This is a genomic window from Xanthomonas sp. F10, assembly GCF_014206815.1.
GTDB lineage: Bacteria > Pseudomonadota > Gammaproteobacteria > Xanthomonadales > Xanthomonadaceae > Xanthomonas_A > Xanthomonas_A indica.
Genome location: NZ_JACHNP010000001.1, coordinates 1,407,244 through 1,427,371 on the forward strand (window position 1 = coordinate 1,407,244; position 20,128 = coordinate 1,427,371).

The following is a 20,128-nucleotide window of genomic DNA, read 5'->3' on the forward strand; positions in this document are numbered from 1 at the left end:
CATCTCAGTGGGAATCGGAGGGGCGCGCCGTCTGCCGGCGCAGCGCCGCGGCATAGCCGCCGGCGCCGTATTCCAGGGTCCGTGCGACACGGCCGATGGTGGTGACGCTGACCTGGGTCAGGTCGTGGATCTCGCGATACGGCACGCCCTTGAGCAGCAGCGGCACCACCCGCCAGCGGTCCGCCATCGCCTCCAGTTCGGCCGGCGTGCACAGGTCCTGCAGGAACGCCGCCACTTCCTGCGGCTTGCCGAGCTGGGCCAGGGTGCGCGCCAACGCCTTGAACGAGGCGTCGCTGGCACGGTCTTCTGCAGGGGCGGGGCGTTGTTTCATTGCGCTAATGTAATAGCACGCTATTACAAGGTCAAGTTTGCGCGAGTGGCGCGGTTCAGCCGTTCGGCGCTGCTGCCTGCCGCCCTGCCCCAGGCGCCCCTCTCTCGCACGCGCTGCGGAAGATGGCGCCTTCGGTCTGTGGAAGGCCGGCGCGGCGACCATTAGGATCGGCACGACCACCCCGCTGGAGCACCGCATGCGCCACACCTGGCTTGTCGGTCTTGCCCTATGCCTGGCGACGCATGCACTGGCGCAGCCGCCGCCTCCGACAGCACCCGCCCACGTGATTGCCAGCGATACCGAGGTCGCCGCGCAAGGGCTGCCGATCCGCTCCAGCGCCCAGCTCGAGACCTACCTGCGCGCCCACGCCGGCCAGCGCACGCCGCTGGACGCACTCACCCCCGGCGCCCGCGAACGCTTCCTCGATGGCCTGGTCTTCGGGCGCAACGGCCTGGGTGGATTCGACACGCAGGATCTGCCGCAACTCACCCGCGCGCAGGGCCGCGCCCTGCTGGCCCTGTTCGGAGTGGAACGCTACGCCGAGACCTTGCCGCACTGGGCGACGCAGCCGCGCGCCAGCGCTCCAGCCGCCCGGATCGGCGACCTGGAGCGCCGCTACAACCGCTACAACCGGGCGCTGCACGGCCTGGGCCGCACTGGGCGCGATCCATGGCCCGCATTGCGCAGCGCGCTGCCCGAAGCCTTCGACCGCAGCGCCACCGCGCCGTTGGACGATGCCGCACTGGAACTGCTGTACCGGGCGCTGGTCGCCACCTACGCGCTGCGCCCCAACCCCGCGGGACTCGACGCCCAGTTGCAGGTGCTGGCGCAGTTGCGGCGCCGCGGCCAGGCCAGTGCGGCGCAGGTGGACGCCGCCGGTCATGCGCTGCTGCTGGCGCATCGCGTGGAGGACGCACGGCGCGTGCTGGCCGATGGCGGCAGCGCCGAGTGGCCACACTGGCTGCGCGTCGACGACCGCCTGGGCTCCGGCACGCACGGACCAACGCTGTGGTCGCTGGACGCCGACGGCCGCACCCTGCACCGGCAGCGGATCGATCTGCGGCCAACCCAGATCCTGGTCACCGCCGGCTGCCATTTCGCCGCCGACGCCGCACGCGCCATCACCGCCGATCCCGAACTGGGGCCGGCGTTCCGCCGCCATGCGCGGTGGCTGGCGCTGCCGCCCGGCAGCGAGGACATGGATGCGCTGCGCGCCTGGAACCGCGCGCAACCGCAGACACCGCTGCACCCGCTCTACGACGTGGCGGAATGGCCGCTGCTGCCACGCGAATGGCGCATGCCGACGTTCTTCCTGGTGCGCGACGGCAAGGTCGTCGCGCAGTTGCAGGGCTGGCCGGCGGACGCTGCCGCGCAGCGGCGTGCGCTGAAGGCGATGCTGCAGGGTGCGGGCCTGCTGTAGCCCGCGCCCGGGGATCAGCCACGGCCGGGTTTACCGGCCATGCTGGTCGCGGCTGAAGCCGCTCCTACGAGAATCTTGCAGAGCGCGGCGGCCGTCGCCGGCCGTCGCCACCAGACTCAGGCCATCACCTTGGCCTGCTCCAGTTCCACCTGCAGCGTGCTGGCCAGCTCGTCGCGGGCGACCTCGAACTGCTGCTCGCGCAGCAGGTCCTTGACCGCGACCACGCCACGCGCCAGTTCGTCGTCGCCGGCCAGCACCACGAAGCGGATGCCGGCGCGGGCCGCGTACTGGAACTGCTTGCCGATCTTCTTCGGCTCCATCTGCACTTCGGTGTTGATGCCGCCGGCGCGCAGCCGCCGCGCGATGTCCAGCGCGTCGTCGAGCTTGGCCTCGTCCATCAGCGCCACCATCGCCTGCACGCTGCTGGTGGCGATGCCGTCGATCAGCCCGGCCTCGCGCAATTGCCAGAACAGCCGGGTCAGGCCGATGGAGATGCCCACGCCGGGCAGCTTGGACTTGCTGTAGTGGCTGGCCAGGTCTTCGTAGCGGCCGCCCGAGCAGATCGAGCCGATCTGCGGGTAGTCGGTCAGCAGGGTCTCGTAGACGGTGCCGGTGTAGTAGTCCAGGCCGCGGGCGATGGAGAAATTCAGGCAGTACGCGCTCTCCGGCACGCCCAGCGCCTTGACCAGGGCCAGCACCTCGCGCAGTTCGGCCACGCCCTCGCGCAGGATCGCGCTGGACGCGGCATCGGCCTCCAGCGCCTGCAGCCGCGCCAGCGCATCGGCATGGCCGCTGGAGCGCACCGCGACGAAGTCGAGGATGCGCTGCACCTGCTCGGCGGGAATGCCGAAGCCCTCGCCGGCCAGCGTCTCGCGCACGTAGTCGGCGCCGCGCTTGTCCAGCTTGTCGACCTCGCGCAGCACCGCGAGCTGGCGCTCGCCTTCGGCCACGCCCAGGCTCTCGAAGAAGCCGCGCATCAGCTTGCGGTTGTTCAACTGCACGGCGAAATCGCCGATGCCCAGCTCGGCGAACACCGCGTGGATCACCGCCAGCACCTCGGCATCGTAGCGGATGCTCAGCGCGTCCTTGCCGATCACGTCGATGTCGCACTGGTAGAACTCGCGGAAGCGGCCACGCTGGGCACGCTCGCCGCGGTACACGCGCTGCATCTGGTAGCGGCGGAACGGGAAGCTCAGCTCGTGCTCGTGCTCGGCCACGTAGCGGGCCAGCGGCACGGTCAGGTCGAAGCGCAGGGCCAGTTCCGGCAGCCCGCCCTCGCCGCCCTCGGCCGCGGCATTGGCCAGCGCGCCGGTGGACTGCACGAAATACACCTGGCGCTCGGTCTCGCCGCCGGACTTGGTCAACAGCACGTCGGACAACTCGAACACCGGCGTCTCCACCGGCAGGAACCCGAACCGCTCGTAATTGCGGCGGATGACGTCCAGCATGCGCTGGAACGCGATCTGCTCGCGCGGCAGCAATTCCATGATGCCGGGCGGCGTACGGGGCTTGATCACGTGCGGAACTCCTGCGATTCGGGGGCGAGCGGGACGCCAATTCTAGCCGCACCGGCCACGCCCGGCCGCATCGGCGTATCATTCGCGGGTGCCGAAGCCGCTGCCATGCCCATGAACAGGCCTCCTTCCGGATTCGCCCTGCCCTACGCCGAACCGGCCGCCCCGCGCGCGCCGCGCGGCAACGAATGCCTGCACTGCGCGGTCCGCCACCTGGCGATCTGCTCGGCGCTGGCCTGCGACGAGGTGCAGGCGCTGGAACGGGTCACCACCTCGCTGACCTATCCCGCCGGCGCCACCCTGGCGCGCACCGGCGAGGCGCGGCAGGCGGTCTATACCGTCACCGCCGGCGCGCTGCGCCTGGTCCGCACCCTCGCCGACGGGCGCCGCCAGGTGGCCGGTTTCGTCCTGCCCGGCGACTACGTCGGCCTGAGCGAATCGGCCAGGCATCGCCACGACATCGAAGCCATCGCCGACAGCCGGGTGTGCCGGGTGTCGGTGGCACAGATGCAGCAGTTGCGCGCCCAGTTCCCGCAGTTGGAGCGCAAGCTGCTGCAGCGCGCCTGCCTGGAACTGGACGCGGCGCAGGACGCGGCGCTGGCGCTGGCGCGGCTGCAACCGGCCGAGAAGCTGGCCGACTTCCTGCTCAAGCTGGCCGCCCGTGCGGCGCGCCAGGGCGATGCCGGCAACAAGGTGGTGCTGCCGATGGGCCGCGGCGACATCGCCGACCATCTCGGCCTGACCATGGAGACGGTCAGCCGCACCTTCACCAAGCTGCGCCAGCAGGGCCTGATCGCGCTGCCGCAACTGCACGTGGTCGAGATCCGCGACTTTGCCGCGCTGCACCGGCTGGCGTCGGACGAAGACTGAGCGGGTCGCGGCGGCGATTTTTTCGCCATGCTGCCGCACGCGCCGACGCCGCGCGGCGCCCAGCCACTTATCCACAGGATTCCAGAACAACGCTCCACACCGGATGTGGACAACCTCGCCGCGCCGGCCGAGGCGGCGGACGCCAGGTGCCGGCGCGGCAACCGCCTTGCCAGCTCTGAACGCTTCAGCCAGTCATCGCGGCGGCGATGCCCAGGGAGCATAGACTGCGTGCGCAACACACCTGCGGCGCCGCCGCGGTGCCGGTGGGGGGACCACTCGGAGGGCCAACATGGCCGTCGCCATCGAGATGCAACACGCCTCGCGCGCCTGCGTGATGCTGGACCGCGAACGCGAACTGGAGTTCTGGAAGGCGCAGTTCGCGCACAGCAGCTTCCATCAGCCCGGGTACGTCTTCCACGACTACGAGCCGGCGCTGAAGCTGGCCTACGACGCCTACCTCAAGTACCACGGCCAGCGCGTGGAGGACGTGGTCGCGCAGCTGCGCGACGTGTTCCTGCGCGACCACCCGCGCTCGCGCCTGGACTGGCTGCAGGTGCGCGGCATCGTCCTGGCCGCCTGGCAGCGGCTGCAGCCGTCCGACTGAGCCACCCCGTGCGCAGGCGCGGCCCCCTGCGCACCGCTCAGCCGGCGAGCAGCCGCGCGCGCAAGGCCGCGTCGTCCGGCGCGATCGGCTCGGCCTGTGCCGGCCGCTGCAGCAACGCCGCCAAGGCCGGCGGCACCGGCACCGGCTGCCCGATCAGCGGCTCCACCACCCCTTCGAACTTGGCCGGATGCGCGGTGGCCGCCACCGCCCAGTCGCCGGCGTCGGCCTCGGCGCCTTCGGCGCGCAGTTGCTGCAGTACGTGCAGCGCGGTGGCGGTATGCGGGCAGTGCACCTCGCCGTAGCGACGGAAACGCTCGCCGATGGTCTGGCGGATCTGCGCATCGTCCACCGAGTAGGCCTGGAACTGGGTGCGCAGCGTGGCATCGTCGCCCTGGTACAGCCAGCGCAGACGCTCGACGTTGCTCGGCGCGCCGACGTCCATCGCATTGGCCAGGGTCGCCACGCTGGGCTGCGGCGCATAGTCGGCGCCGGCGAAGAAGTCGGGCAGCACGCGGTTGGCATTGGTCGCCAGCACGATCCGGCCCAACGGCACGCCCAAGGCGCGCGCCAGGATCGCGGCCAGCGCATTGCCCAGATTGCCGGTGGGCACCACCAGGTTCAGCGGCTGCGCATGCGCGGCATGGTGCTGCAGCGCTGCGTGCGCGTAGTAGCTCATCTGCGGCAGCAAGCGCCCCAGGCTGATGCTGTTGGCCGAACTCAACGGCGCCTGCGCCTGCAGATCGGCATCGTTCAGCGCGTGCTTGACCAGCGCCTGGCAATCGTCGAAGGAGCCGGCCACACGCAAGGCGTGGATGTTGTCGCCGAAGCAGCCGAGTTGGTGCGCCTGCCGCGGCGACACGCGCCCGTCCGGATACAGCACCACCACGCGCAGCCCGGGCTGGCGATGGAACGCGGCCGCGACCGCGGCGCCGGTGTCGCCGGAGGTGGCGACGAGGATGGTCAGCGGCGTCGCCGCGCCACGCCGCAGCCGGGTCAGGCAGGCGGCCAGGAAGCGCGCGCCGAAGTCCTTGAACGCGGCGGTCGGCCCATGGAACAGCTCCAGCGCATGGTCGCCGGGGGTAGCCAGCGGCTGCAGCGGCGCGGCGAAGTCGAAGGCCTCGGCGCAGATGGCCGGCAGTTCCGGGGCCAGGGCGTCGCCTTCGAAGAACGGCGCCAGCAGCTCCGCGGCAGTCTCGGCGAGGCTGGCACCGGCGCGCAGGTCGCGCGCGGCGGGCATGCGCTCGGGCACGTACAGGCCGCCATCGGGGGCGAGCCCGGCGGCGATGGCCTGGCTGAGCGAGACGGGGGGTGCGGCGTTACGGGTGGAAATGAAGTTCATGGGGGTTCCGGTGGCAGGGAAATTCGGTCGCACTGGCATTCTTGGATTTGGCTCTAGCTGTTGCTGTTGCTGTTGCTGTTGCTCTAGCTGTTGCTGTCGCTTTGGCTGTTGCGCTTCTGCTTCACCCGGGGGCCCCTCGGCGCGGCAGCCACGGCGGGCGAATACCCGAAGGGCGACGCGCAGGATGCGCGTCGTTTTTCGCCGGCACATGGATGTGCCGTCGAAAAATGCCCGTCGTGGCTGCGGACCCGGAGCGCGCAGCGCGGAGGGCGCGCTGCGGGGTGTGCTTGACCAGCCTTCGGCTGTGGTAAAGCGCTTCTTTTGGTTACTTTTCTTTGCACAAGCAAAGAAAAGTGACCCGCGTTAGCGGAAGCTGTTGCTTTGATGCTCTGCGTAACAGCGGCTTCAGGCGCGACATAGACCGACAGGCGGAGCATCTGTCGCGGCTGAAGCCGCTCCTACAAGTTCCGCTCGTCCGACACGCAAAAATCAAGCAACAGCAACAGCTTTCGCCTTGCGGCGAGTTACTTTTCTTTGCTCGCGCAAAGAAAAGTAACCAAAAGAAACGCTTTACCACAGCCGAAGGCTGGTCAAGCGCGCCCTGCCTCGCGCCCTCCGCGCTGCGCGCTCCGGGTCCGCGTCCAGCACGGGGATCCGCGGAAGGGGCATCCTGCCCCTGCCGCGGACGGCGTACATCCATGTACGCCGCCCTTCGGGTGTTTCCCCGCACTGGCCGCCGCTTCGGAAGGGACCCTGTACGGCAACAGCAACAACAAAAGCAAGAACCAGAGCAACAACAACAGCTACTGCGACAGCAAAAGCAAATTCGAAATCGGCAACAGCAACAACAACGGCAGTGGCAGTAGCGGAAGCGGAAGCAACAAAGGCATCGACGTGGCGGGCCAACACGCCGCTACAACAACGTCGCTCCCGGACACTGCAACGGCGAGACCCAGTGCTGGCTGCCGAAGCCGGCATCGGCAAAGGCCGCCTGCACCGCCGGTGCCGCGGCCTCGGCCTCGGCGCGGGTGGCGAACCAGGCGAAGACGCTCGGGCCGGCGCCGGAAATGCCCGCGCCCATCGCCCCCGCCGCCAGCGCCGCCGCCTTGGCCGCGTCGAAACCGACGATCAGCGGCGCGCGGCGCGGCTCGATCAACACGTCGTGCAAGCCGGCGCGCACCAGCGCCTCGTCGCCGGCATGGCAACCCGCCAGCACCAACGCCAGATTCGCGCTCTGCGCCACGAACTCGCCGAGCCGGTAATCCCCGGCCAGCGCTGCGCGCGCGTGGCGCGTCTCCAGCGTCGCGTCCGGGTGCACCAGCAGGCTGTGCCAGCCGCTCGGCACCGGCACCGGCACCAGCCGCTCCAGCGTCGACAGCACCAGCCCGCCCAGCAGCATCGGGCCGAGGTTGTCGCCATGGCGGCTGCCACTGGCCACTGCCTCGCCATCCAACGCATAGCGATACAGCTGATCGCGCGACAGCGGCGCGGCGAGCAAGGCGTTGGCCGCCACCAGCGCGGCCACGCACGAGGCGGCCGAGCCGCCCATGCCGGAGCTGAGCGGGATGCCCTTGTCGATCTCCAGTTCGAAGCCGAACGGCAGCGCCAAGGCCTCGCGCAGCGACATCAGGGCGGCGCCGGCGGTGTTGCGCGCCGCCTCCACCGGCAACGTCACCGTGGTGCCGCGGATCGCGGCGATGCGCACCTCGGGGGCGTGGATGCGGCGCACCGTCACTGTGTCGCCCACGCCTTCCACCGCATAGCCCAGCAGGTCGAAGCCCACCGCCACGTTGGCCACCGAGGCCGGCGCGAACGCGCGGGCCTGCGTCGGCAGCGCAGTGGTGCCGACGGCACCGGGCGCCAGCGTCTGCATCCGGCTCACAGGCGCGCGCCCTCGCCCGCCGCCACCCGCAGCAGGTCCGCGAACACGCCGGCGGCGGTCACTTCCGGGCCGGCGCCCGGCCCCTGCACCACCAGCGGATTGTTGCAGTAGCGGCGGGTGGTGAACTGCACCACGTTGTCGGTCAGGCGCAGGTTGGCGAAGGCATGGTCGGCCGGCAGTTCCACCAGGCCGACGCTGGGCGCATGGCCCGGCGCCAGCCGCGCCACGTAGCGCAGCACGCAGCCGCGCCCCTTGGCCGCCTGCAGGCGCTGCGCGAACGCGGCATCGACTTCGTGCAGGCGCGCCATGAAATCGTCCACGCTGGCCTGGCGCAGGGCTTCCGGCACCAGACTCTCCACCGCCACGTCTTCCAGGCTCAGCTCGTGCCCGGCCTCGCGCGCCAGGATCACCAGCTTGCGCGCCACGTCGGTGCCGGACAGGTCGTCGCGCGGGTCCGGTTCGGTGTAGCCCATGCCGCGCGCCTCGGCCACCAGGTGCGAGAACGGCACGCTGCCGTCGTACTTGTTGAACAGCCAGGCCAGGGTGCCGGAGAAGATGCCTTCGATCGCGGTGACAGCGTCGCCGGTATCGACCAGGTCGCGCAAGGTGGTGATCACCGGCAGGCCGGCGCCGACCGTGGCCTCGTAGCGGAAACGCGCGCCGCTGGCGGCGGCCGCGGCGCGGATGGCATGGAAGCGCGGCAGCGGCCCGGCGCCGGCCTGTTTGTTCGGGGTCACCACGTGGATGCCGGCGGCCAGCCAGCCGGCATAGCGGTCGGCAACGTCGGCGCTGCCGCTGCAGTCGATGATCACCGCATGCGGCAGATGTGCCGACAGCAGGTGCGCGGTGAACGCGTCCAGATCGGTCGGCTGCGGGCCGGCGGCCAGCGCCTGCCGCCAGTCGCCGGCGAAGGCGCGCGGCTCCAGCCGCATCGTGCTGCGCGAGGCGACCGCGCGCAGGCGCAGGTCGAGGTTGGCCTTGGCCAGCAGGTGCGGCTGCGCTGCGCGCAACTGGTCCAGCAGCGCGGCACCGACGTTGCCTGGGCCGATCACGCCGACCGAGAAGGTCTGCGGCGACAGCCAGAAACCGGCATGCGCGGCGCGCAGCGCCTTGGTCGCATGGGCGCTGTCGATGGCCACGGAGATGTTGCGCTCGGACGAGCCCTGCGCGATCGCCAGGATGTTGACCTGGGCGCGGCCCAGCGACTCGAACAGGCGCGCGGCCACGCCAGGCTGCCCGGTCATGCCATCGCCGACCGCGGCCAGCACGCTGATGCCGGTGGTCAGTTGCACGCGCTGCACCTGACCGACGACCAATTCGTGCGCGAACGCGGAAAGCACCGCGTCACGCGCGCGCTCGGCCTCGTTCTGCCGCACCACGCAGCAGATGGAATGTTCGGACGAGCCCTGCGAGATCATCACCACCGACACCCGCGCGTTGCGCAATGCGGCGAACACCCGCTCGGCAGTACCGGGCACGCCGATCAGACCGGTGCCTTCGAGGTTGAGCACAGCCAGGTCCGGGCTCAGGGTCAGCCCCTTGATCGGGCCACTGGTGGCGCTGCTGGCGGTGATGCGGGTGCCCGGATGCTCGGGCTGGAAGGTGTTGCGGATGATGATCGGCAGGCCGCGCTCGATCGCCGGCGACATGGTCTGCGGGTGCACCACCTTGGCGCCGAAATACGCCAGTTCGCAGGCTTCGTCGTAGCTGAGCGTCTCCAGTTGCACCGCTTCGGGCACCACCCGCGGATCGGCCGACAGCACACCGTCGACGTCGGTCCAGATGTGCAGCTCGGCGGCGTCGAACAGCGCGGCGAAGATCGCGCCGGAGTAGTCGCTGCCGTTGCGGCCGAGCGTGGTGATGCGGCCGGCGCGGTCGCGGGCGACGAAGCCGGTGACCACGATGCGCCGCTGCGGATGCTGCGCGCGCCACTGCGCCAGGCGCTGCGCGCTGACCTCCCAGTCCACGTCCACGCCCAGCTCGCCGCGATCGACCACCAGCACCTCGCGCGCGTCCAGCACCGCGCAGTCCTCGCCCAGCGCCCGCAGGTGGTCACCCAGCAGTTGCGCCGAGTACACCTCGCCCAGGCCCTGCACGCGGTCCAGCACTTCCCGCGGCAACTCGCCGATCACCGCCAGCGCAGCGAGGATCTCGGCCAGGTGCTCGAAGCGCGCGTCCAGCCATTCCACCGTGGCGCCGGCGTGCTCGCCCAGCAACGCGACCGCGGCGGCGCGATGGCGCGCGCGGGTCTCGTGCCAGCGTTCGCGCCAGTCCCCATGGCCGCGCGCGGCCAGTTCGGCCAGGCCGATCAAGGCGTCGGTGACGCCCTTCATCGCCGAGACGACGGTGACCTGGAGACGCTCCGGGCGCGCCAACAACAGCTGCGCGACATGGCGATAGCGTTCGGCATCGGCCACCGAGGTGCCGCCGAACTTGTGCACGACGGTGGCGGCGGCGAGCGCGGGATCGACGGCGGAATCAGGCGGAGCGGCGACAGCGGGAGCGGCGGCGGGGGACGACATGGGAGACCTCGGAGTGGAGGCCCCGCTCGCATCAGGCCGAGGGATTCCCCCGCATCCTGATCCGGGTGCGGGGCCGTGGTGTTCGACGATCAGGCGAAGACGACGGGCCGCACCGGGCGAATGGTGAGGGTGGTAATACCGGTGGTAATGCCCGCAGCGACCGCGGCCGCGTGCCGGAGCGAGCGCGGAAGCGAGATGGCGATGAGGGCGAGGACCAGAGGCATGGACGCAAGAGGACATCATGCGCCGGGGCGCTGTCAAGCACCGCGTGTGCAAGCGCAGCATCGGCCGGTCGACCGAGCAAGACGGTTGCAAAAGTGACTATCTCGAAAAGCCGCAAACCCCGGCGTTGCACCGGATCGGGCTGCTTCCTCCGCACCGGGGACACACCAGGCACGGCCCATGTCGGAGCACGCCGCACACAAGCGCGCGGCGCCCGTGGCGCCGCGCGCTTGCGCATTTTCTTACTGCTGCTTCTGATCCGCCGGCGGCGTCTGCGTCGGCTGCTGCGGATCCGGGTTGGCCGGGTCCTGCGGCGTGGTGGGCGACGTGCCGTCCTGCCCCTGCATCGTGCCTTGGCCGGCATCGGTGCCGGTGGTGCCGGTGGTGCCGGTCGCGGTGCCGCTGGCGTCGCCGCTGGTGCTGCCCGCCGGGGCCGTGCCGCCTGCCGGGGCGGTGCTGCCGCCTGCCGGGCTGCCGTCGGCCGCGGCCGGCGGGTTGGCCGCATTCGGGTCGTTGGCCGGGTGATCGCCATCGCGCTTACACGCGGCCAGCGCGGCCAGCATCGAACCAACCAGGACCATCTTCATCGCTGTTTTCATCTGTGACTCCTGCTTCGCATAGGGGTGGAAATCGCCGCGTGCATGCCGGCAAACCGGCAATGGCGCCAAGACGACCAGGACCGCCGATGCGCGGCGGCGATCGCCCCGCCGCACTCGTGCGGACGGGACGCTTGTAGCGGACGCGGCGGATGGGACTCCGTCATCGTCGTCGCCGCTGCGACAACCCGGGATCGCGAGGCGAGCCCTCGGGACGCCGCAGTGGCGGACGTACGCAGCCTACGCAGGGCCATGCTCAGGCCGCGTCGGCGCAAGGTGTAGAGGGCGTTATTGCAGACCGGCGCGACAACGCGCGATTCAGCGTCGTAGAATCTCCGGCAGGCCAATGGCCCCGTAGCTCAGCTGGATAGAGCGGTCCCCTCCTAAGGGACAGGTCGTGCGTTCGAATCGCGCCGGGGTCACCATTTCGTTTATGCCGGCGGCCGCGACGTCGCGCCCTCAGCCCCTTACTCGCCCATGCAAGCCGTGCAGCCCCGCGTGGCGGCATGCCTGCGCGTTTTTTGCGCTGGCCGGGCTTCCAGGCCAGCGACGGCGGCCGGCTGCGTGCGGTCTGCTAAAATTGTCGGCTGCGCGTCCCGCGTCCCCCGCCTGCGGTCGCCTTCCCTGTCGCAACGAACCCAGGAGATTCCATGTCCGCTGACCTGCTCAAGGCGCTCGGCCTCGCCGCCACCAACTCCGGCACCTACCTCGGCAACGGCGAGTGGTCCAGCGCCACCGGCGCCGGCGTGCTGCAGCCGCTCAACCCGTCGAGCAACGCCATCATCGCCGAGGTCCAGGCCACCACCGAGCAGGACTACGAGACGGTGATCGCCCGCGCCCAGGCCGCGTTCAAGGTGTGGCGCACCACCCCGGCACCGCGCCGCGGCGAGGCAGTGCGGCTGTGCGGCGAGGCGCTGCGCAAGCACAAGGACGCGCTGGGCTCGCTGGTCGCGCTGGAGATGGGCAAGAGCAAGCCGGAAGGCGACGGCGAAGTGCAGGAGATGATCGACATCGCCGATTTCGCGGTCGGCCAGAGCCGCATGCTGTACGGCTACACCCTGCACTCGGAGCGTCCGGGCCACCGCATGTACGAGCAGTACCAACCGCTGGGCCTGGTCGGCATCATCAGCGCGTTCAACTTCCCGGTCGCGGTGTGGAGCTGGAACGCGTTCCTGGCGGCGATCTGCGGCGACATCTGCATCTGGAAGCCGTCCAACAAGACCCCGCTGACCGCGATCGCGTCGATGAAGATCTGCAACGAGGCGCTGCGCGACGCCGGCTTCCCGGACATCTTCTTCCTGATCAACGATGCCGGCGTGGCCCTGTCCGAGCGCCTGGTCGAGGACACCCGCATCCCGCTGATCAGCTTCACCGGCTCCACCCAGGTCGGCCGCGTCGTCGCCGAGAAGTGCGCGCGCCGCCTGGGCCGCTGCCTGCTGGAGCTGGGCGGCAACAACGCCATCATCCTCGACGAGAGCGCCGACCTGAAGCTGGCCGTGCCCGGCATCGTGTTCGGCGCGGTCGGCACCGCCGGCCAGCGCTGCACCACCACGCGCCGGCTGATCGTGCACGAATCGATCTACGACACCGTGCTGGCGACCCTGGTCAAGGCCTACAAGCAGGTCGAAGGCAAGATCGGCGACCCCACCGACCCGGCCAACCTGATGGGCCCGCTGAACAGCCGCGGCGCGGTCGAGCAGTTCCTGGATTCCATCGCCAAGGCCAAGGCCGCCGGCGGCACCGTCGAGACCGGCGGCACCGCGCTGGACCGTCCGGGCAACTTCGTGTTGCCGGCCATCGTCACCGGCCTGAAGAACAGCGATGAAGTGGTGCAGCACGAGACCTTCGCGCCGATCCTGTATGTGATGAAGTACAGCACCCTGGACGAGGCCATCGACATGCAGAACGGCGTGCCGCAGGGCCTGTCCTCGTCGATCTTCACCCAGAACCTGAAGGCGGCGGAGAAGTTCCTGTCCGCGGCCGGCAGCGACTGCGGCATCGCCAACGTCAACATCGGCACCTCCGGCGCCGAGATCGGCGGCGCCTTCGGCGGCGAGAAGGACACCGGCGGCGGCCGCGAATCCGGCTCGGACGCGTGGAAGGTGTACATGCGCCGGCAGACCAACACGATCAACTACTCCGATTCGCTGCCGCTGGCGCAGGGCATCAAGTTCGATCTGTGATGCGGTAAGTCCGGCGGCCGCGCGCTGCGGCCGCCGATCCCTTCCTTCTTGCAAGGAGCGACAGCGATGAGTCAGGTGCGCGAAACCAATTCCCTCGCCGTGGTCAGCCTGGTCGCCGGCATCCTCGGCTGGACCCTGATGCCGGTGCTGGGCAGCCTCGGCGCGATCGTCACCGGGCATCTGGCGCGCGCGGAGATCCGCCGCCAGCCGCAGCGCTTCCAGGGCGACGGCCTGGCGGTGGGTGGGCTGATCCTGGGTTGGGCCGCGGTGGTGCTGGCCGTGCTAGCGGTGCTGGCCTTCGTGCTGTTCTTCGGCGGGCTGGCGTGGTTCGCCAGCACCCAGTCGTGAGCCGGGACGCCGCCGCGCCGCGCGAGCGCTTCAGCGACCGCGTCGCCGATTACGTGCGCTATCGCCCCAGCTATCCGCCGGCCCTGCTCGACTGGGTGCACGGCGAACTGGGCGTGGCCGGCGACGCGCTGGTCGCCGACATCGGTGCCGGCACCGGGATCTCCACCCGCCTGTTCCTGCAGGCCGGGCACCCGACCCTGGCGGTGGAGCCGAACGCGGCGATGCGCGCGGCCGCCGAGCAATTGCTGCAGGACCAGCCGGGCTTCCGCGCCATCGATGGCAGCGCCGAAGCCACCACCCTGGCCGACGCCAGCGTCGACCTGATCAGCGCCGCGCAGGCCTTCCACTGGTTCGACCTGGAGGCGGTGCGCCGCGAATGGGCGCGGGTGTTGCGCCCCGGCGGCCTGGCGCTGGTCTACTGGAACTCGCGCCTGCTCGACGCCACCGCGTTCCTGGAAGGCTACGAGCAACTGCTGCTGGAGTACGGTACCGACTACAGCGCGGTGGCCGAGCGCTACCACGACGATGCCACCATGCAGCGCTGGTTCGGCACCGGCCTGCGCGGCACCGCGCAGTTTCCCAACGAACAGCGCATGGACTTCGAGGCGCTGCGCGGACGCCTGCTGTCGTCCTCCTACGCGCCGCTGCCCGGCCACCCGCGCCACGCGCCGATGCTGGAGGCGCTGCGCACGCTGTTCGACCGGCACCAGCGCGACGGCGTCGTCGCGTTCCATTACCGCACCCGCGCCTTCGCCGGGACGCTGAACTGAGCCACACGCCATGTATTCCCTCGCCCGACCGTTCCTGTTCGCCTTCGATGCCGAGCGCGCCCACGCCCTGGGCCTGCGCGCGATCGAACTGGCCTACCGCACCGGCACCAACCCGCTGCTGGCGCGCACGATCGCGCCGATGCCCACGCGTGCCTTCGGCCTGGACTTCCCCAATCCGGTCGGACTGGCCGCGGGCCTGGACAAGAACGGCGAACACATCGATGCGCTGCTGGCGCTGGGCTTCGGTTTCGTCGAGATCGGCACGGTCACCCCGCGCGCGCAGGCCGGCAATCCGCTGCCGCGCATGTTCCGCCTGCCGCGGCAGCAGGCGGTGATCAACCGCATGGGCTTCAACAACCTGGGCGTGGACGCGCTGGTGCGCAACGTCGAGCGCGCGCGGCGCCGGCGCGGCCTGCTCGGCATCAACATCGGCAAGAACAAGGACACGCCGAACGAAGACGCCGCGTCCGATTACCTGCACTGCCTGGAGAAGGTCTATGCGCTGGCCGACTACGTCACCGTCAACATCTCCTCGCCCAACACCGCCGGCCTGCGCGAACTGCAGGAAGAACAGGCGCTGCGGCAGCTGATCGCGCGCCTGCGCGAGGCGCAGGAAGCGCTGGCCGCGCGCCACCGCAAGCGCGTGCCGATGCTGGTCAAGGTGGCGCCGGATCTGAGCGACAGCGACATCGACGCGGCGGCGCGGGTGCTGTCGGACCTGCAGGTGGACGGCGTGATCGCCACCAATACCACGGTTGCCCGCCCCGGCCTGGAGCACGAGCCATTGGGCGCGGAAAGCGGCGGCCTGTCCGGCGCACCGCTGCTGGGCCAGTCCACCCTGGTGCTGCGCCGGCTGCGCGCGCGCCTGCCCGAACACATCCCGCTGATCGGCGTCGGCGGCATCCTGTCCGGGGCCGACGCGGTGGCGAAGATGGCCGCCGGCGCGGCGCTGGTGCAGTGCTACAGCGGGCTGGTGTTCCGCGGGCCGGAACTGATCGGCGAGTGCGTGGAGGCGATGCGCCGGCGCCGCGAAGCGCCCAGCCGCGGGGACGTGGTCGTCCCATGAGCACGACGGCCTGGTCGCTCACCGCGCAGGCGCCGCTGCAGGCGCTCAACACCTTCCACGTCGCCGCGCAGGCGCCGTGGCTGCTGCAGATCTTCGCGCCCGAGGCGCTGCCCGAGGCGCTGCTGGCGCCGGAACTGGCCGGCGCTGCGCTGCTGCCGCTGGGCAGCGGCAGCAACATGCTGTTCGCCGGCGATGCGCCCGGGGTGGTGTTGTGCTTCGCCAACCGCAGCATCGACACCCTGGAGCACCGCGCCGACTACGCCATCGTCCGTGCCGGCGCCGGCGTGGGCTGGCACGAACTGGTGATGTGGTCGCTGGCGCAGGGCCTGTCCGGCCTGGAGAACCTGGCGCTGATCCCGGGCACGGTCGGCGCCGCACCGATCCAGAACATCGGCGCCTATGGCGCGCAGATGGGCGAGTTCGTGCACGTGGTCGAAGCCTACGACCGTGCCGATGCGCGCTTCGTGCGGCTGGACGCGGCCGCCTGCGAGTTCGGCTACCGCGACAGCCTGTTCAAGCGCCAGCCCGACCGCTACCTGATCGCCGCGGTGGAGTTCAACCTGCCGCGGTTGCACGCGCTGCGCCTGGACTACGCCGGCATCGGCGAGGAACTGCAGGCGATGGGCATCGCCACGCCCGGCGCGCCGGACGTGGCCCAGGCGGTGATCAACATCCGCCGGCGCAAACTGCCCGACCCGGACGTGCTCGGCAACGCCGGCAGCTTCTTCAAGAACCCGTTGCTGCCGCTGGAACAGGCATTGGCATTGCAGCACGAGTTCCCGGCATTGCCGGTATTCCCGGGCGAGGACGACAGCCAGCGCAAGCTGTCGGCAGCCTGGCTGATCGAGGCCTGCGGCTGGAAGGGCTACCGCGACGGCGACGCCGGCGTGTCCGCCGCGCATGCGCTGGTGCTGGTCAACCATGGCCAGGCTAGCGGCGCCGAGCTGCTCGACCTGGCGCGGCGCATCACCGCCTCGGTGCGCGAGCGCTTCGGCGTCATCCTGGAGCCGGAACCGCGCATCGTCGGCGCGCAGTGGTAAGCGCGCCCACGCCGCTGCGCGCGGCGCTGCTGATGCTGGCCAGTACGATGGCCTTCGGGCTGATGGTGGTGGCGATCCGGCTGGCCTCGGCACACCTGTCCACGCTGCAGATCGCCTTCTTCCGCAACCTGTTCGGCCTGCTGTTCCTGCTGCCGATGCTGCTGCGCCCGGGCCGGCCGCTGCCGCGCACCGCGCAACTGCCGCGCTACCTGCTGCGCACCGCGATCGGCCTGGTGTCGATGCTGGCCGGGTTCTGGGCGATCGGCCACCTGCCGCTGTCGCAGGCGATCGCCCTGTCCTACTCCACCCCGCTGTTCGCGACCCTGGCCGCGGCCCTGTGGCTGGGCGAGACGGTGCGCCTGCGGCGCTGGCTGGCGGTGCTGTGCGGCTTCGCCGGGGTGCTGCTGATCGTGCGCCCCGGCGTCGCCGCGTTCAGTCCCGGCACGCTGGTGGCGGTGCTGGCCGCGGTGATGAGCGCGCTGGTCGCGATCCAGATCAAGCAACTGGCGCGGGTGGACGACGCCAACACGGTGGTGTTCTACACCTATGCGTTCTGGGTACCGATGTCGTTGCTGCCGGCGCTGTTCGTGTGGCGCTGGCCGCAGGGCATCGACTGGCTGTGGCTGCTGGCAACCGGCCTGTTCGGCACGCTCGGCCAGTTGCTGTGGACGCACGCGCTGCGGCTCGGCGAGGTCTCCGCGCTGACCCCGATCAGCTTCACCCAACTGCCGCTGGTGGCGCTGTTCGGCTGGTGGCTGTTCGACGAGACCCCGGACGGCGGCACCGTGCTGGGCGCGCTGGTGATCCTGAGCGCCAACGCCTATATCGCCCACCGCGAGGCCGTGCTGGCACGGCGTGCAGTGCGCGCCGGCGCCGGCACCCCGCCGACGCTGGACGCCTGAGCACCGCGCATGACGCCGCGCCACGCTCCGGCGTCGTGGCAGTCGCCGGCACGGCCGCCGCGCGCGGTCGCTGCACGCGGCCGATGCCGCTACCATCCTCGCGCACGCGCAACCACGGCAGGCGACGCACGATGAAGACCATCGGCATGATCGGCGGCATGAGCTGGGAATCCACCCTGCCCTACTACCGGCACATCAACGAGACGGTCCGCGCACACCTGGGCGGGCTGCACTCGGCCAGGATCCTGCTGCACAGCGTGGACTTCCACGAGATCGCGCAGTACCAGCGCGACGGCGACTGGGATGCGGCCGGCGCCGCCCTGGCGGCGTCGGCGCGCGCGCTGCAGGCCGGCGGCGCCGATTTCCTGGTGCTGTGCACCAACACCATGCACTGCGTCGCCAACGCGATCGCCGCCGCGGTCCCGCTGCCGCTGCTGCATATCGCCGACGCCACCGCCGATGCGCTGCAGGCCGCCGGCATCGCCCGCGTCGGCCTGCTCGGCACCCGCTTCACCATGGAACAGGCGTTCTACCGCGAACGGCTGCAGCGGCGCGGCTTCGAGGTGCTGATCCCGGACGCGCCGGCGCGCGAGGACGTGCACCGCATCATCTACGAAGAGCTGTGCCAGGGCCTGGTGCTTGCGCCGTCGCGGCTGCGCTACCAGGAGGTGATCGCGGCGCTGCAGGCGCAGGGCGCGGAGGCGGTGATCCTGGGCTGTACCGAGATTTCCCTGCTGATCGGCCCCACCGACGCGGCGATGCCGCTGTTCGACACGACCGCACTGCATGCGCGCGCCGCCGCGCTGCACAGCCTGGCCTAGCGATGCGCAATCAGCCCCCTGCCCTTGTCCCGCACCGCGATGTCGACGCTGCGCGCGCGTGGGCGCCGTTCCGGCGCGGCGCCCTGCTGGTCCTGGCCCTGCTGCTGTGGCCGGCGCTCGGCCGCTGCGCCGTCGCCATTCCGCCGTACACGCCGAACGTGGTCGATCCCGCCGGCACCCTCAGCGCGGACGACACCCAGCGGATCAACGCGGCACTGCAGCGCCTGCGCGAGCGCCAGCACATCTGGGGCGCGGTCTACATCGTGCCGTCGCTGCAGGACGAGCCGATCGAGCGCCTGGCCGAACGCGCCTTCCGCACCTGGCAGCTTGGCCAGAAAGGGACGGACAACGGCCTGTTGCTGGTGCTGGCGATGCAGGACCGGCGTTCGCGCTTCGAAGTGGGCTACGGGCTGGAAGGCGTGCTGCCCGACGTGGTCGCCCGGCACGCGCTGGACGACTACCTGGCGCCGCGCCTGCGTCAGGGCGACACCGCCGACGCGATCGTCGCCGCGTTCGACTTCATGGGCCGCGCCGCCACGCAGGATCCCGAGGCCGTCGCCGAACTGGCGCAACCGGCCGACGACGGCATGCACTGGCGGCGCGGCGCCATCGCCTGGGCGGGCCTGCTGGTGCTGATCTGGCTGCTGCTGCCGCTGCGCAGTGCCTGGACCGGCGTCCTGCGCAGGCGTCTGCTGCGACGGCACCCGCGCCTGTCGGCCCAGCCCGAGGAACTGGTCCAGGACACCGCAGGTGGCGGTTTCTGGGCGTGGTTCATTCGCCTGTTCCTCAGCGCCAACCCCGGCATCTTCGTGATACTGCTGTCGGCCAGGTCGATGACGATGACGGTGATCTTCCTGGCGCTGGAACTGCTGATCCTGGTACTGACCCTGGTCATCGCCGCGCAGCGCTATCGCTCGCCGCAGCGCTACAGCCGCTTCCTGCGGGCGCTCACGCGGCGGCGCAATGCACTGATCCGCAAGGGCCATATCGCCGAGACCGCGCCCGGGGTGTTCGCCTACACCGCCAGCTACTACGCCCATCAGGCCGCCAGGGAACGCGCCGCGGCCGAGTCCGCAGGATCGTCCTCGTCCTCCTCCTCGTCCTCCAGCAGTAGCTCGTCCTCCGGCGGCGGCAGCTCCGGTGGCGGCGGCGCGAGTTCGAGCTGGTAGGCGGCGGGCGGCGCGTTAGCGCCCCGCATCCTCAGGCGACCGGCGACACGACTGGCGCCGGGGATCAGTCGGCGGATCCGGCGTTGGCGATCATGCGCTCGAGCAAGCCGAGCAGCAGTTGCTGCTCCTCCGGCTGCAGGCCGGCGCAGACCTGCTGGTCGACGCCGCGCAAGGCCTCGCGGCCAGGTTCCAGCAGCGCGAGTGCCTGGTCGGTCAGGGAGATCGCCGCGCTGCGCTTGTCCGCGGCCGCGCGTTCGCGCTTGATCAGTCCGTCGCGCTCCATGCGCGCGAGCAACTGCGCCATGCTCGGCTGTTCGACGCCGGCCATTCGGGCCAGTTCGCCCTGCGTGCGCTGCTCGCCGTGCTTCAACGCCACCAGCACCGGGAGCTGCGCCGCAGTGATGCCGGCCAGGCGCAGCCGCTCGTCGCTCAGCTTGAGCAGCAGGCGCGCCAGGCGACCGACCACCAACGTCGGCATGGCATGCGGCGTCCACTCGGCAGGCGCGTCAGGCATTGCATAGGATCCTAT

General features: G+C 70.8%; 18 protein-coding genes and 1 tRNA gene. 12 read left to right on the forward strand and 7 right to left on the reverse strand.

The window, feature by feature from the left end; translation table 11 throughout:
• Positions 1-4 precede the first annotated feature (4 nt).
• Entirely contained in the window at positions 5-331 is a 327-nt protein-coding gene (locus tag FHR56_RS06205) for a YerC/YecD family TrpR-related protein (protein ID WP_048489062.1), read from the reverse strand.
• 283 nt (positions 332-614) lie between these two features.
• Between FHR56_RS06205 and FHR56_RS06210 the strand changes: the two genes are divergently transcribed.
• Complete coding sequence (locus tag FHR56_RS06210) at positions 615-1,751, forward strand: hypothetical protein (RefSeq protein ID WP_343160748.1); 1,137 nt, start codon at positions 615-617, stop codon at positions 1,749-1,751.
• 116 nt (positions 1,752-1,867) lie between these two features.
• Here FHR56_RS06210 and hisS read toward each other — a convergent pair whose 3' ends face one another.
• On the reverse strand, positions 1,868-3,268 hold the full coding sequence (hisS, locus tag FHR56_RS06215) for a histidine--tRNA ligase (RefSeq protein WP_160946621.1): 1,401 nt from the start codon (positions 3,266-3,268) through the stop codon (positions 1,868-1,870).
• Positions 3,269-3,379: 111 nt separating this feature from the next.
• On the opposite strand from hisS, the gene FHR56_RS06220 reads away from it, so the two are divergent.
• Together FHR56_RS06220 and FHR56_RS06225 are read left to right on the forward strand one after the other, a co-directional pair.
• Positions 3,380-4,135, forward strand: a complete 756-nt coding sequence (locus FHR56_RS06220) for a helix-turn-helix domain-containing protein (RefSeq protein WP_160946620.1) — start codon at positions 3,380-3,382, stop codon at positions 4,133-4,135.
• Positions 4,136-4,424: 289 nt separating this feature from the next.
• Positions 4,425-4,739, forward strand: coding sequence for a hypothetical protein (locus FHR56_RS06225; RefSeq protein ID WP_160946619.1), 315 nt, complete (start codon positions 4,425-4,427; stop codon positions 4,737-4,739).
• A gap of 37 nt (positions 4,740-4,776) precedes the next feature.
• On the opposite strand, the gene thrC is transcribed toward FHR56_RS06225, so the two are convergent.
• The 4 genes from thrC to FHR56_RS06245 form a co-directional block, all read right to left on the reverse strand.
• Entirely contained in the window at positions 4,777-6,078 is a 1,302-nt protein-coding gene (gene thrC, locus FHR56_RS06230) for a threonine synthase (protein WP_160946618.1), read from the reverse strand.
• Positions 6,079-6,991: 913 nt separating this feature from the next.
• Positions 6,992-7,951, reverse strand: coding sequence for a homoserine kinase (locus tag FHR56_RS06235; RefSeq protein WP_160946695.1), 960 nt, complete (start codon positions 7,949-7,951; stop codon positions 6,992-6,994).
• A gap of 5 nt (positions 7,952-7,956) precedes the next feature.
• Positions 7,957-10,482, reverse strand: a complete 2,526-nt coding sequence (gene thrA / locus FHR56_RS06240; RefSeq protein ID WP_160946617.1) for a bifunctional aspartate kinase/homoserine dehydrogenase I — start codon at positions 10,480-10,482, stop codon at positions 7,957-7,959.
• Between the two features lie 464 nt (positions 10,483-10,946).
• On the reverse strand, positions 10,947-11,303 hold the full coding sequence (locus tag FHR56_RS06245; RefSeq protein ID WP_237473118.1) for a hypothetical protein: 357 nt from the start codon (positions 11,301-11,303) through the stop codon (positions 10,947-10,949).
• Positions 11,304-11,648: 345 nt separating this feature from the next.
• On the opposite strand from FHR56_RS06245, the gene FHR56_RS06250 reads away from it, so the two are divergent.
• The 9 genes from FHR56_RS06250 to FHR56_RS06290 all read left to right on the forward strand — a co-directional run bounded on the left by FHR56_RS06250 (position 11,649) and on the right by FHR56_RS06290 (position 19,599).
• Positions 11,649-11,725 (forward strand) — tRNA-Arg (locus tag FHR56_RS06250).
• 225 nt (positions 11,726-11,950) lie between these two features.
• A complete protein-coding gene (locus tag FHR56_RS06255) occupies positions 11,951-13,483 on the forward strand; it encodes an aldehyde dehydrogenase family protein (RefSeq protein ID WP_160946616.1) in 1,533 nt (510 codons plus the stop codon).
• A 66-nt stretch (positions 13,484-13,549) separates the two neighbouring features.
• Complete coding sequence (locus FHR56_RS06260; protein WP_160946615.1) at positions 13,550-13,831, forward strand: DUF4190 domain-containing protein; 282 nt, start codon at positions 13,550-13,552, stop codon at positions 13,829-13,831.
• The gene (locus tag FHR56_RS06265) at positions 13,828-14,601 is read left to right on the forward strand and encodes a class I SAM-dependent methyltransferase (protein WP_160946614.1); all 774 of its coding nucleotides are present in this window, start codon (positions 13,828-13,830) and stop codon (positions 14,599-14,601) included. Before FHR56_RS06260 ends, FHR56_RS06265 begins: the two co-directional genes overlap by 4 nt.
• 10 nt (positions 14,602-14,611) lie before the next feature.
• Positions 14,612-15,667 (forward strand): quinone-dependent dihydroorotate dehydrogenase, encoded by a 1,056-nt coding sequence (locus FHR56_RS06270; protein WP_160946613.1) that lies wholly within the window; start codon positions 14,612-14,614, stop codon positions 15,665-15,667.
• On the forward strand, positions 15,664-16,707 hold the full coding sequence (murB, locus tag FHR56_RS06275; protein WP_160946612.1) for a UDP-N-acetylmuramate dehydrogenase: 1,044 nt from the start codon (positions 15,664-15,666) through the stop codon (positions 16,705-16,707). Before FHR56_RS06270 ends, murB begins: the two co-directional genes overlap by 4 nt.
• Positions 16,701-17,609, forward strand: a complete 909-nt coding sequence (locus tag FHR56_RS06280) for a DMT family transporter (RefSeq protein WP_343160747.1) — start codon at positions 16,701-16,703, stop codon at positions 17,607-17,609. The genes murB and FHR56_RS06280 overlap by 7 nt, the downstream gene beginning before the upstream one ends.
• A 131-nt stretch (positions 17,610-17,740) precedes the next feature.
• Positions 17,741-18,430 (forward strand): aspartate/glutamate racemase family protein, encoded by a 690-nt coding sequence (locus FHR56_RS06285; RefSeq protein ID WP_160946611.1) that lies wholly within the window; start codon positions 17,741-17,743, stop codon positions 18,428-18,430.
• Between the two features lie 2 nt (positions 18,431-18,432).
• The gene (locus FHR56_RS06290) at positions 18,433-19,599 is read left to right on the forward strand and encodes a TPM domain-containing protein (protein WP_184502439.1); all 1,167 of its coding nucleotides are present in this window, start codon (positions 18,433-18,435) and stop codon (positions 19,597-19,599) included.
• Between the two features lie 64 nt (positions 19,600-19,663).
• Here the strand turns inward: FHR56_RS06290 and FHR56_RS06295 are convergent, their stop codons facing one another.
• Complete coding sequence (locus tag FHR56_RS06295; RefSeq protein WP_202406923.1) at positions 19,664-20,113, reverse strand: MarR family transcriptional regulator; 450 nt, start codon at positions 20,111-20,113, stop codon at positions 19,664-19,666.
• Positions 20,114-20,128 lie beyond the last annotated feature (15 nt).